This is a genomic window from Brevundimonas sp. AVps31 (assembly GCF_058681355.1).
Genome location: NZ_CM178736.1, coordinates 226,278 through 240,172, shown reverse-complemented (window position 1 = coordinate 240,172; position 13,895 = coordinate 226,278). Strand labels below are relative to the sequence as shown.

6 protein-coding genes are annotated in these 13,895 nt (G+C 68.1%); 4 read left to right on the top strand and 2 right to left on the bottom strand.

What is annotated here, in order from left to right:
* Window positions 1-267 precede the first annotated feature (267 nt).
* The 4 genes from ACW174_RS01025 to ACW174_RS01010 all read left to right on the top strand — a co-directional run bounded on the left by ACW174_RS01025 (window position 268) and on the right by ACW174_RS01010 (window position 9,763).
* On the top strand, window positions 268-3,114 hold the full coding sequence (locus ACW174_RS01025) for a TonB-dependent receptor (RefSeq protein ID WP_492015845.1): 2,847 nt from the start codon (window positions 268-270) through the stop codon (window positions 3,112-3,114).
* Between the two features lie 71 nt (window positions 3,115-3,185).
* Window positions 3,186-4,835, top strand: coding sequence for a DUF5597 domain-containing protein (locus ACW174_RS01020; protein WP_492015844.1), 1,650 nt, complete (start codon window positions 3,186-3,188; stop codon window positions 4,833-4,835).
* 24 nt (window positions 4,836-4,859) lie between these two features.
* Entirely contained in the window at window positions 4,860-7,787 is a 2,928-nt protein-coding gene (locus ACW174_RS01015; protein ID WP_492015843.1) for a TIM-barrel domain-containing protein, read from the top strand.
* Between the two features lie 14 nt (window positions 7,788-7,801).
* Entirely contained in the window at window positions 7,802-9,763 is a 1,962-nt protein-coding gene (locus ACW174_RS01010) for a sialate O-acetylesterase (RefSeq protein ID WP_492015842.1), read from the top strand.
* Here the strand turns inward: ACW174_RS01010 and ACW174_RS01005 are convergent.
* Together ACW174_RS01005 and ACW174_RS01000 are read right to left on the bottom strand one after the other, a co-directional pair.
* Entirely contained in the window at window positions 9,760-11,394 is a 1,635-nt protein-coding gene (locus ACW174_RS01005) for an alpha-L-fucosidase (protein ID WP_492015841.1), read from the bottom strand. The two genes, ACW174_RS01010 and ACW174_RS01005, sit on opposite strands and share 4 nt — an antisense overlap.
* Window positions 11,391-13,661 (bottom strand): xyloglucanase, encoded by a 2,271-nt coding sequence (locus ACW174_RS01000; RefSeq protein ID WP_492015840.1) that lies wholly within the window; start codon window positions 13,659-13,661, stop codon window positions 11,391-11,393. Before ACW174_RS01000 ends, ACW174_RS01005 begins: the two co-directional genes overlap by 4 nt.
* Window positions 13,662-13,895: the final 234 nt, after the last annotated feature.

Genomic DNA, 13,895 nt, shown 5'->3' with positions numbered 1-13,895 from the left:
CAGCTTGAGAGAACGGCGCAAGCGGAGAAATGGTAGCGCTAACAGAATTTACTTTTCAATGCGTGAAACTCCGTGCATCCTTGAAATGACGGCGCGGTCTTCAGGGGCCCCGGTCCGTCTCGGGGAGGATCGCGCTCAAGACCGCTCAAGCGGCTGGCGCATGCAGGAAGGACGAAAATATTGTCCCAGAACAAATGTGTCGGGCGCGCAGCCCTGCTTTGTGGCGCATCGCTTTTCAGTCTCGTCGCGCTGACGCCGCTTTCGGCAATGGCGCAGTCCGCGCCGGCGACCCAGGACGCGGAGGCCGAGCTCGACGAGGTCGTGGTCACCGGGATCCGGGCTCAGCTGCGGACCGCCCAGGCGATCAAGCAGGACTCGGAAGTGATCGTCGACTCGATCACCGCGGTGGATATCGGCGCCCTTCCTGACCGCTCTGTTTCGGAGGCCCTGCAGCGGGTGTCCGGGGTGACCCTGCAGCGGACCAACGCCGCGCGGGACCCCGCGCGTCTGGCCGCCGAGGGCGGCGGCGTCTTCGTGCGCGGCCTGTCGTGGGTGCGTTCGGAAACCAACGGCCGCGACATCTTCTCGGCGTCGAACGGACGGGGGCTGAGCTTCGAGGATGTTTCGGCCGACCTGCTGGCCGGCGTGGACGTCTACAAGAACGTCGCCGCCAACATGACCGAAGGCGGCATCGCCGGGACGATCAACCTGCGCACCCGGGTGCCGTTCGACACCCCCGGTTCGCTGCTGGCCGTGAACACGGACTACAACTACGGCGATCTGTCCGAGCGGGGCTTCTGGTCGGGCAGCATCATCGGCTCAAACCGTTGGGAGACGGGGATCGGCCAGATCGGCTTCCTGGCCAACATCAGCGTGTCGAACGTCGGTAACCGCACGGACTCCATTTCCGTCGATCGCTACGATCCGGTCGTGCTCGATGCGGGCAACGCCTCGGACGGCCGGGCCGCAGGCGACACCGTCTACGTACCCAAGAACCTCGGCTGGCGGACCATCGACTGGGAACAGAAGCGGACGGCGATCGCCCTGGCGCTCCAGTGGCGCCCCAGCGACGATCTGCTCATCACCCTGCAGGCGCTCGGCTCACAGGCGGACGCCTACAATATCGAGCGCGCCATCGGGACCGAAAGCATTCTGAGCCCGAACACGTCCTATCGCTACAATGACGACGACGTCTTCATCGGCGGGACGGTGCCGCAAGCCAACTACAACACCGACACCCGCGTCGGCGACGACACCAAGCGGACCGGGGATGTCTCGCTGAGCTTCGCCTACACCCCGGACTCGCCGTGGGCCTTCAGCGGTGACCTGCAGTATGTGAAGTCGACGGCCGAAATCTATTCGATGACGGCCTTCACCCAGCTGGCGAACCGTCCGGACCTGACCATCACCATCGATGGCGATCTGCCGACCGTGACCTCCACCGGCGGGACCCAGACGGACCAGTCCACCTACTGGTGGGCGGCCGCGATGGATCACATCGAGGACAATGAGGCTGACGAACTGGCCGGCCGTCTGGACGCCACCTACACCTTCCAGGAGGACGGCTTCTGGAAATCCGTCGCCCTCGGTGTTCGCGGCACCGAGAAGGACTACACCAACCGCCAGACCGGCTATAACTGGGGGCTGCTGTCCAACCAGTACTGGGGCAACGGCGGCGGCGCGGTGGTCTATCTGGACGACACGGGCTACCCGGGTGGAACCCAGGATCCGCGTCTGCCCGGCGCATCGGAACTGTTCAGCTTCACCAACTTCTTCCGCGGTGACGCGCCGGTCCCCGGCGTGGCCTGGTTCCCGACCGCCGCCCTGGTCAACGGCGGGACGGCCAATGCCTATGACATCCTGCGCAACACGCAGAGTTCGGGCTGGGGCTGGGCGCCGCTGTCGGACGACTACGAAAGCTATCGCCTGGGCGGCGGCAACGGCGGCATCACGGAGCTGACCGAAAAGACCGAGGCCGGCTATGTCTACGCCCGGTTCGGCGGCGACGAGTCCATGTTCGGTCGCCGGTTCGACGGCAATGTCGGCGTGCGGGTGGTTCGCACCAATACCCAGACCAATACGATCACCACCCTTCCGGTCATCACCGGGGCCTGTCCGCCTCCGGGCTTCCCCGCCGCGGACTGCACGGCCTTCAACCGGGCCCAGACCTTCGCGACGGGCGGGTCGCTGGACGGCGCCGCTGTCGATCACAGCTACACCGACATCCTGCCCAGCCTGAACCTGCGCGTCTTCCTGACGGATGACCTGCAGGCCCGCTTCGCCGTCTCCCGCGCCATGGTTCGGCCGGAGATGTACCAGCTTCAGCCGTTCACCAACCTGTCGATCAATTTCGAGGCGGATGGCTACACCCTGGATGATGTCGCGCCCTTTACCGGCATCGGGGGCAACCCGGCGCTGGATCCGATCAAGTCGACCAACTACGACTTCAGCCTGGAGTGGTATTTCGCGCCGACCGGCAGCGTGACGTTCGCCGCTTTCCACAAGGACATCACCGACTACATCTTCACCGGCACCGAGACCCAGTCGTTCACCAACGCCGGCGTCACCTACGACTTCCTCATGACCCGTTACGTGAACGGCGACGAGGGCACGGTCGATGGCTTCGAACTGGCCTATCAGCAGTTCTTCGACTTCCTGCCGGGCTGGATGAGCGGCTTCGGGGTGCAGGGCAACTTCACCTACATCGACAGCAGCGGCGGTCGGAACACCAGCCAGAACATCCTCGATCCGCTGCAGAACACCGCGTCGGGCGAGCAACTGCCGCTCGAAGGCATGTCGCGCACCAGCTACAATGCGGCCCTGCTGTACGAACGCTTCGGCATCTCGGCCCGACTGGCCTACAACTGGCGCGAAGAATACCTGCTGACCACCTCGGCCGCGAACGTGAACGCGCCGGTCTGGGCCAGCGACTTCGGTCAGCTTGACGGTTCGGTCTTCTACAGCATCACTGATGACCTGAAGATCGGCATCCAGTCGACCAACATCCTGAATGAGCGCACAGTGCTCAAGGTCGGCAACGAGACGCGCAAGGCCCCGTACAACTGGGTCGACACGGATCGCCGTGTCGCGATCGTGCTCCGCGCGGCCTTCTGATCGAACGGGCGAGGGGAGGGCCCGGCGGTGGGCCCTTCCCTCAGTTCGCCCAATCTCCGGGGAAAAAGACAGTGAGCGTATTCTCTGCCTGCGCGCGCCTGACCAGGGTTGCGGCGACCCTGTTCGCCCTTTCGGCGGCGGGCGCGGTTCAAGCCCAGTCCGGCCTGCCCCATGTGGCGCATCAGGACGGCCATCATGCCCTGATCGTCGACGGCTCGCCGTTCACGATCCTGGGGGCCCAGGTCAACAACTCCTCCAACTATCCGGCCCCGCTGGCCGAGGCCTGGCCCGCGATCGCCTACGTCGGCGCCAACACGGTTCAGGTCCCGATCGCCTGGGAGCAGATCGAGCCGGTCGAAGGCCGGTTCGACTTCAGCTTCGTGGACCATGTCGTCGCCGAGGCCCGTCGGAACAATGTCCGGCTGGTGCTGCTGTGGTTCGCGACCTGGAAGAACACGGCCCCGAAATACGCGCCGGCCTGGGTGAAGCTGAACCCGGACCGCTTCCCGCTTCTGAGGCACGCCGACGGCGCCGCCTCGTATGCGTTGTCGCCGCACTCGCGCACCACGCTGGAGGCGGACAAGCGGGCCTTCGTCGCGCTGATGACCCATCTGCGGCGGATCGACGGTGATGAGCATACGGTCATCATGGTCCAGCCGGAGAACGAGACCGGCACCTACGGTTCGGTCCGCGACTTCGGCCCCGAGGCTCAGGCGCTCTTCGACGGCCCCGTGCCGCAGGCCCTGCTGACCCGGCTGGGCAAGGCGCCCGGCGCCTGGAGCGAGGTGTTCGGAGCCGACGCCGACGAGTTCTTCCATGCCTGGGCGATCGGCTCCTATGTCGGTGAGATCGCCGCGGCCGGGAAGGCCGTCTATCCTCTGCCGATGTACGTCAATGCGGCCCTGCGTAACCCGATCGAGCACCAGGCCCCCAGCAGCTACGCCTCCGGCGGCCCCACCTGGAACGTGATCGAGGTCTGGCAGGCCGCGGCGCCGGCCATCGATCTGCTGGCGCCCGACATCTACGACCGCCCGTCACGCACCTATGAGGCCCATCTCGACCGGTACGGGCGGAGCGACAACGCCCTGTTCGTCGCCGAGACCGGAAATGACCGCCCGTACGCGCGCTTCCTGTTTTCGGTGCTGGGGCGCGGCGGGATCGGCTATTCGCCGTTCGGCATCGACTACACCGGCTACGCCAACTATCCGCTCGGCTCCCAGGCCGTGACCGAGGAGACGCTGACGCCGCTGCGCGAGGCCTACCGCCTCGTCGCCCCGTGGCAGCGGGTCTGGGCCCGCCTGTCCTTCGAGGGCAAGGTGCACGGCGTGTCCGAGCCGGACGACCGGTCCTCGCAGACGGTGGACCTCGGCGAATGGACCGCCACCGTGGGCTATCGCCGCTGGCAGTTCGGTCAGCCGGAATGGACCTGGCTGGGACCGCAGGACGAGGTGCCCGGTACCGGGAAGCCGAACGGCGGCGCGATTTTCGCCGAGATCGCACCGGGCGAGTTCATCGTCACCGGCTATCGCGCCCGCATCGACTTCAACGCCAAGCCCTCGACCGACGGCAAGCGCCGCATGGTGCTGCGTGTCGAGGAAGGCCATTTCGACGATCGCCAGAACTGGGTGTTCGAACGCATCTGGAACGGCGACCAGACAGACTATGGCCTGAACTTCACGGATCGCCCGCGCCTGCTGCGCGTGATCACCGCGACCTACTGACCGACGACGTTACGAGTGAAATCCATGACCCAAACCCGTCTCCTGAAGTCCGCCGCCATGGCGCTGGTTCTGGCCGCGGGGGCGCCGGTCGCGGCCTTCGCCACGCCGATGCTCCAGCAGGCCGTACCCGACCGGGTGCAGCGCCTGCCGGACGGCGTCATCGTCGTCCCGACCAGCGGCGAGGCCCGGGCGGTGCGGCTGCAGGTCTATGGCCCGCGCACCATCCGCGTCACCGCATCGCCGGACGACAGCTTCGAGGCCCCGCCCAGCCTGATGGTCACCGCCACGCCGCAGGCCACGGGCTTCGAAGTCGAGCAACGGGCCGACGTGGTCCTGGTCAAGGCCGCCGAGGTCACCGCCGAGGTTTCGCTGGCGACCGGCGCCGTGCGTTTCCTCGATCCGTCGGGTCAGGTGATCCTGGCCGAGCGCGCGAACGGTCGCGAGATCGCGCCCGTCACCATCGAGGACCAGAACGGCTCGCACCGTTACAACACCGTCCGCCAGGTGTTCGAACCGGGCGCCGACGACGCCTTCTACGGCCTGGGGCAGCATCAGCAGGGGGTCGCCAACTACCGCGGCCATGACGTCGAACTGGCCCAGCACAACATCGACGTGGGCATCCCCTTCGTTGCCTCGACCGGCGGCTACGGCCTGCTGTGGGACAACAACTCCATCACCCGCTTCGGCGACCCGCGCGAGTACGGGATGCTGGACCAGCGGCTGATCCTGCGCGACGCCACGGGCCGTTTCGGCGGCCTGACCGCCAGCTATTTCCAGAACGACGAGCTCAAGGTCCAGCGGCAGGAGCATGAGGTGAACTACGAGTTCATCCGTGACCAGCAGCGCTGGCCGGAAGGCTTCAAGCTGCAGCCCAATCAACCGACCCAGGTCGGCGACATGGGTCGCTCGGGTCAGGAAGGCGTGCGCGTCACCTGGGAGGGCACCATCGAGACGCCGCATGCGGGCGTGCACAAGTTCAAACTCTATTCGTCCAACTACGCCCGCGTCTGGATCGATGGCGAGCTGCGCATCGACCGCTGGCGCCAGAACTGGAACCCGTGGTTCCACGACTTCGAGGTCGAGCTGCCGGCCAACCGTCAGGTCTCGATCAAGGTCGAATGGATCCCCGGCGACGGCTACATCGCCCTGCGCCACCTCGATCCGCAGGCGGAGCAGGACCAGCAGGCCCTGTCGCTGTGGTCGCAGGCCGGGACCGATCTCGACTACTATTTCATCCAGGGCGACACTCTGGATCAGGTGCAGGCCGGCTATCGCGGTCTGACCGGCAAGGCGGTCATGCTGCCGCGCTGGGCCTATGGCTTCTGGCAGAGCCGTCAGCGCTACAACACCCAGGCCGAGGTCGTGGATACCGTCCGGCGCTATCGCGAACTGAACCTGCCGATCGATAACGTGGTGCAGGACTGGTTCTACTGGCCGGAAAACGCTTGGGGCTCGCACCAGTTCGACAGCGCCCGCTTCCCCGATCCGGCGCAGATGGTGAAGGACGTTCACGACCTGAACGCCAACATCATCATCTCCGTCTGGCCGAAATTCTATCCGACGACCGAGCACTACAAGGAGCTCGAAGCCATCGGCGGCATGTACACGCGCAACGTCGACATGGGCGCGCGCGACTGGGTCGGACCCGGCTACGCCAACAGCTTCTATGACGCCTACCTGCCCGCCGCGCGGGACCTGTACTGGCGCCAGATCTCGGACAGCTTCAAGGGCATGGGCTTCGACGGCTGGTGGCTGGATTCGGTCGAGCCGGACATGCACTCCAATCTCGACATCCCCGAACGCACCCTGCGGGCGGGACCGACCGCCGCCGGTCCGGGCGCGCTGGTGTTCAACTCCTACCCGCTGGTGAACGCCCAGGGCGTCTATGAGCATTTCCGCGCCGAACAGCCGGACACCCGCACCTACATCCTGACCCGTTCGGCCTGGGGTGGTCTGCAGCGCACCGGGTCGACCCTGTGGTCCGGCGACGTGGTGGCGCGCTGGGATGACCTGCGCGAGCAGGTCTCGGCGGGGGTGAACGCGGGCCTGTCGGGTCTGCCCAACTGGACCCACGACATCGGCGGCTTCGCGGTCGAGGCGCGCTATTCCAACCCGGCGGGCATGACGCCCGAGAACAAGGCCGAGTGGGAAGAGCTGAACCTGCGCTGGTTCCAGTTCGGCGCGTTTTCGCCGATCTTCCGCTCGCACGGCGAGTTCCCGCTGCGAGAGGTCTACAATCTGGCCGAGCCGGGCACGGACCTGTACGCCGCCTTCGGTGATCAGATGCGTCTGCGCTATCGCCTGATGCCGTACATCTACACCCTGGCGGGCGACACCTGGCATCGCGACGCCACCATCATGCGCGGGCTGGCGATGGACTTCGCCGCCGACCGCAAGGTGCTGGATATCAACGACCAGTATCTTCTGGGGCCGTCGCTGATGGTCGCGCCGGTGCACGAATACCGGGCCCGCAGCCGCAGCGTCTACTTCCCCGCCGGCGCCGACTGGTACGACCTGTACACCGGCCGCAAACTGGCGGGCGGACGTGAGGTCACGGTCGATGCGCCGCTGGAGCGCATCCCGGTCTATGTCCGGGCGGGCTCGATCCTGCCGACCGGTCCGCAGGTGCAATACACCGCCGAGAAGCTGGACGGGCCGATCACCCTGACCGTCTATCAGGGCGCCGACGGCAGCTTCGATCTCTACGACGACGCGGGCACGACCTACGGCTACGAGCGGGGCGAGTTCTCGCGCATCCCGCTGCGGTGGGACCAACGGTCGGGCGTGCTGACCATCGGGGCCCGCGAAGGCGCCTATCCGGGCATGCCGGCCGCCCGCACCTTCCGCGTCCGCTTCATCAACGGCGCCAACCGTTCGGCGCTGGACTGGGATGCGGCCAACGGTCAGGTGGTTGAGTACACGGGCGCGGCGGTTCAGGTTCGCCGCCGCTAGTCAGGAGACGGGTTATGGTGCTGCGGTCGGGGTCGCTGGCTCTCGCTTTCATGCTGGCGGCGGGGGCGGCGCAGGCCCAGACTCCCGCTCCGGTTTCCGCGCCCTTGATGGCGGATGTGTTCCAGGATCATGCGGTCCTGCAGCGCGGCGGACCGGTCCCGGTCTGGGGCGTCGCGGCCCCCGGCGCGACGGTGTCGGTAACGCTGGGCGCGCAGACGGCACAGGCGACGGCGGGGGCGGACGGGCGTTGGCGGGCGAATATTACGCCCCCGGCGGCGGGCGGTCCCTATGTCCTGACCGCTCAGTCAGCGCAGCAGACCCAGACCTTGAACGACATCCTGATCGGCGATGTCTGGCTGTGCTCGGGCCAGTCGAACATGGAGTTCGGCCTGCGGCAGGTCACCAACGCCGAAACCGAAGTCGCCAACTCCGCTGACCCGAACCTGCGCCTGCTGCTGGTCGGTCGCCGCAGCCTGTCGCACAGCGATGACCGCGCCTTGCCGGCGGGCAGCGTCTGGCAGGCGTCGGGTCCCGCGACCACGCCGAACTTCGGCGCCGCCTGCTATTTCATGGGGCAGGAGCTGCGCCGGACGCAGCAGGTTCCGATCGGCCTGATCTCATCCTCGTGGGGCGGGTCGATCATCGAGGACTGGCTGAGCGAAGCCTCGCTGCGGCGCGCCGGCGACTATGCCGAAGCCCTGGAAATGCTGTCCGCCTACGATGCCTCGCCGGACAACGGCGCGGCCTTCTGGAACCGGGTGTCCGAGCAGTGGTGGCGCACCAATGAGCCCGGGCTGAAGGAGACCATTCCCTGGACCGACGCCCGCTTTGACGACAGCGGCTGGGTCCTGGCCCAGCCGGAAGGCTTCTGGGAAACCGCCGGACCGACCCTCGGCAACTACGACGGAACGGGCTGGTATCGGACCTCCATCCAACTGACCCGGCAGCAGGCGCGAGGCGAGGCGAAGATCAGCCTCGGACCGGTCGATGACATGGACGCCGTCTTCGTCAACGGACACCGTGTCGGCGGCGCGCAGGGCTGGGACACGCCGCGCGGCTATGTGATCCCCGCGGGCGTGCTACGCCCCGGTCGCAACGTGATCGCCGTCGGCGTGCTCGACCTCGGCGGCGGCGGCGGCATGTGGGGCCCGGCCGAGGCCAAGCGGGTCGAACTGGCCGATGGCTCGGTCGTGTCGCTGGCCGCGCCCTGGCGGTTCAGGACCTCGGCGCAGATGAGCAGCCTGCCCGGACCGCCCCGCGCGCCGTGGATCGGCGGCAGCGGCACCACCACCCTCTACAACGGCATGGTCGCCGGACTGGGGCCCTACGCCCTGACCGGTTTCGCCTGGTATCAGGGCGAGTCCAACACCAGCGATCCGGCGGGCTACAGCCGTCTGCTGCCCGGCCTGATCGCCGACTGGCGCGCGCGGTTCGAGACTCCGCAGGCCGCCTTCCTGGTCGTCCAGTTGGCCAATTTCGGACCGGCCTGGAGCGAGCCGCACGGGTCGAGCTGGGCCGAGCTGCGGGATGTGCAGCGCGAGGTGGTCGAAGCCGATCCGCGCGCGGGTCTGGCCGTCGCGATCGATATCGGCGACCGCTACGACATTCACCCGACCAACAAGCGCGAGGTCGGCCGCCGGCTGGCGCTGGAGGCCCGGCGTCTGGCGGGCGACACGACGGTGGCGCAATCGCCGTCGCCGGTCAGCGCGGTGCGTGAGGGCGACCGCATCCGCATCGACTTCGCCCATGCGGGCACGGGACTGGTGACGCTGAGCGCGGACGACGCGGTCGGTTTCGAGGTGTGCGATCAGGACAAGGTCTGCCGTTTCACCCCGGGTGCGGTTCAGGGTGCGACCGTCTGGCTGACGGCGCCGCAGGCGGCCTTCGTGCGCTTCTGCTGGGCGGACAGCCCGGTCTGCAACCTGTACGGCCCGGACAACCTGCCCGCCGTGCCGTTCGAACTGCCGGTGCGCTAGACGAGGCCGGCGCCCCGGATGCGGAAGGCGGGCACGAAGGCGACGGCCCGGTCGGTCGGCAGGTCGATGCTCAGGCCGTCCGCCGACTGAGTGAAGGGCAGGGCGCCGCCGCCCAGCAGCTCGACGCGCTCGACCGCGCGTCCGTCCAGCGCCTGACGGCCCAACGCCCGGATGTGGATCTTGCCGTCCTCGGGCCAGTCCAGCGCGAGGGCGTACAGCGTTCCGGCGCGGGCGGTGAAACGGATGTCCTGCGCCGTCCAAGGGCGGGCTCCGCCCTCGCCATGCATGCCCGCCACGACCGCCGTCGGGCCCTCGCCATAGATTCGCCAGGGCCGGCTCTCGAAGATGGCCTCGCCGTTGACCCGGACCCATGCCGCCAGATCGGTCAGGATGGCGCGCTCGTCGGCGTCAATGGAGCCGTCGCCACGCATGGGAATGTTCAGCAGCAGGTTGCCGTTCTTCGAGACGACGTCGCACAGCCGCTGGACCACGCTCTTGGCCGGGACATAGCTGTGGTGCTCGAACCGGCTGCGGTTGTAGTGCCAGTCGCCGATGCAGGTGTCGGTCTGCCACGGCTCGGGCATCAGGCTGTCGTTGAAGCCGCGCTCGACCGTCTCGACGATGCCGCGCCGTTTCTCCGGCTCCAGCCGCTTGCCGTTCACGACCGGCAGTTCGCCGCGCCATGCCAGCGAGGCGTTGTAGAGATAGGCCGTGGCGTCCAGCCCATGCTGGCCCAGCGGCAGGCCGTAGTTATCGAAATAGACCAGGTCCGGCTTGTACCGGTCGACCAGATCCCTCTGGCGCGCCACCCATGAGCGGGTGAAGGCCGGGTTGGTCTCCGGCGGGCTTTCGATCCATTGGCCGTCGCGGGCGTCGTGCCAGGCGTTCATCTCCGCGATGGAGCCGATGCCGTTGGGCGGGGCGAAGGTGGGGCCGGTGTAGAGCTCCTGAGGGTCCAGCCCCTCCCACCAGGTTCCGGCGCCGTCGGCGCGGGTCAGGGTGGCGGCGTCATAGCGGCGGCCGGCGCGCGGCCCTTCGGCGTCATAGCCATAGGCCGTCTGCCACCAGTGCCAGGCGTGGGCGCCGTGGTTGCTGACGCCGAAGCGGAGGCCGCGCGCGCGCACCAGTCGCTCCCAGGTCCCCACGATGTCCTTGCCCGGCCCGACGCGGGTGCTGTTCCAGGGGTGATGCTTCGAGTCGAACAGGTCCAGATTGTCGTGATGCTGGGCCATGGCGACGATGTAGCGGGCGCCCGCCGCCTCATAGAGGTCCAGCAGCTCTTCCGGCCGCCACGCCTCGGCCTTCCACTGGCCGATGATGTTCAGGAACCCGGTCTCGCTGGGGTGGCCGTAGTTCGCCAGGTGGTGGTCGTAGAAGGGGTTGCCCTGTATATACATCTGGCGGCCGTACCAGTCGCCGAACTCGGGCACGCATTGCGGCCCCCAGTGGGCCCAGATGCCCAGCTTGGCGTCCCGGAACCAGTCGGGGGCGGTGTAGCCCGCGATCAGCGACTCCCACGTCGGCTTGAACGGGCCCGCGCCCGCCGCGCCGGGCACGGTCGCGCAGCCGGCAACCGGCAGGGCGGAGGCGGCGAGGCCGGCCTTCAGAAGCGTGCGCCGGGTGCTGCTCACGATTGTCCCTCCGGTTCCCCATAGACCACGCCTCGCCCGTCGGTGGCGACATAGACCCGGCCGAAGATCCGGGGGTCGCCCGCGATGGCGCGGAAACGGCGGCCGTATTCATGCCGGGCGTCGTTGACCCGGACCCAGCTGACGCCCTCGTCGTCCGAGCGCCAGACCCCGCGCACCTCGCCGCGCGTGCCGATGGCGAACAGGGCGGGGTAGGTCCGTCCGGGCGGGGCGCGACCGAAGTCCAGCATCTCGACCGACAGGTCGGAGGCGACCCTGTCGAACGTCTGCCCGGCGTTGCGGCTGCGGAACAGGCCGCCGTGGGAGACGAACCAGAGGTCGCCCTCGTGACGCGGCGTCGCCTTCAGCGGCCAGGACTGTTCGCGCCAGGTGACCCGGTCGGCGTTAAGGTCGTTCGGCAGGCCCCGGCTGGCGATCGACACGAAGCTGCGCGCGCCGTCGGTGCTGACGAACCAGCCGCCGTTCGAGAAGTCGAGCGCGTAGAGCAACTGGGGGTCGACCCGGTCCGCGACAGGCCGGAGCAGAAGGGGCAGGCCCTGCGAGGGTCGCCAGCCGGCGCCCCTGTCGTCCGACCAGACGACGCGGGGTGTCGCCAGCACGAAGGTGGATCCGTCGGCGGTCACCGTGATCGGTGCGTCCCGATAGAGGTCCATGCGCGGGTTCGACGAGGCTTCCGCCGTCCCGGTCGGGCGCGGACGCCCCAGCGGCTTCCAACTGCGTCCGGCGTCTTCGGACCAGGCGATGGTCGAGCCGTCGTGTCCGCCTGAGCCGACGCCCTCGTGCGGCGTGCCGCTGCGCACCACGATGTTTGGAGCCCCCCCGGCGTAGTCGATCTGGTTGGTGTTGGCGAACACCGGGGTGGTGAACTGCAGGTCGGGCGAGCGGTCCAGATCCTCATGCGCGAAGCCCGAGATATCGCCGAAGCCGGTCAGCAGCTTCGGCCCCGTCGGGGGACTGACCAGGGTGATGACGGCGGTCTGCTCGATCCCCTCGACCCACGGCGTCCAGTCTGTCGGCGCGTGTCGGTCGGCCTCTGAGACCCGCGTCGTGGCGTAGACGGTGGCCCCGGTCGCGTAGACGACTCGCTCGCCATCAAACGGATCAATGGCCAGGGCGGCGATCCACCAGCCGAAGTCGGGCTCGTCATTGCCCCAGTAGAGATAGGGGGTGGCGCGGACGTCACGTCGGGCCCGCTCCCGCAGGCTGGTCCATGTCTGGCCGTCGTCGGTGCTGCGCCACAGGGTGTCGCCGGGCTGCCAGCGGTTCAGGGTCGAGACCATGACGACGCCGGGCTTGGTCCGGTCGATCGCGACGCCCATGAAGCCGCCGAGGGGGCGGGGTGGAGTGATGTCGCGCCAAGCGTCGGTCCGGGTGTCCAGACGCCAGACCTGTCCGTCGGTGACCCCGTTCGGACCGATGCCGAGGGTGCAGGTCAGGAACAGGACGCCCCGGTCGTCCAGCTCGGCCTTGGCCGCCGACAGGTCGGGACGGGGGCCGCCGTCCACGGCCGCCCATGTCACGCCCGCGTCGGTGGAGCGGATCAGGCGCGGCCCGCCCGTGTCAGCGACGCCGACCAGAATGGTGCGTGATCCCGCGCCCGCGGTTCCGCTGGCCGGATCGAAGATCACGAAGGACAGGCCGCCATGCGTCGGTCCATTCCGGCTCACCGCCTGTCCGCGGACGGGAAAGCTTTCCACCCGCCGCCAGGTCAGGCCGCCGTCGATGCTGCGTTGCAGACCGTCGTGGCGCGAGCCGAAGTAGAGGATGCGGGTGTCGTTGGGGTCGATAGCCAGCCGCTCGCCCAGGCCGCGTCCATCCTCGTTGCCGCCCATGCGGAAGTCGACGGGCGTGCGCCGCCACGTCGTCCCGCGATCCCCGGAGCGCAGCATGGCGGCTGGTTCGTTGCGACTGACGCCGACGGCGGCATGGACGACGTTCGGATCGACCGGATCCGGCGCGATGCTTTCGACGCCGAAGTCACTGCCGATCGGCGTATCGTCCTGCAGCGGCAGCCAGCGCGACAGTCCGGAATCCCAACGATAGGCCCCGCCCATGTCCGACCGGGCATAGGCCAGATCGCGCTCGACGCGGCTGAAGACGATCCCGGGAATGAAGCCGCCGGCGCCGACCTTCACATTGCGCCAACGGTAGGCCGGGACCGGCTCGGGCAAGGCCGCCCCCATCAACAGGGGCGATGCCGCCAGGGCGGCGGCCTGCCTGCGTGTCAGTCCGCTTTTACCGTCCGTCATGTTTCCTCAAACCGCTTCTGTGTCGGAATGTTAGCGCTATCTAGAATGAGCTTGACGGGTTTGTCACCCATGAAGCATATTCGCACTGGTGAAAACGCGATCGCTGCTGAACTGTCGTCTGGCCCAACCCTTCGACCATTCCTTCAGCCGATCGTGGCGACCCGGCGGTCTCCCTAGAATGCCGGGTCGTGACCTTTATCGGCGCGGCGGTCATCGCCGCGCCGTTCCTTTTTC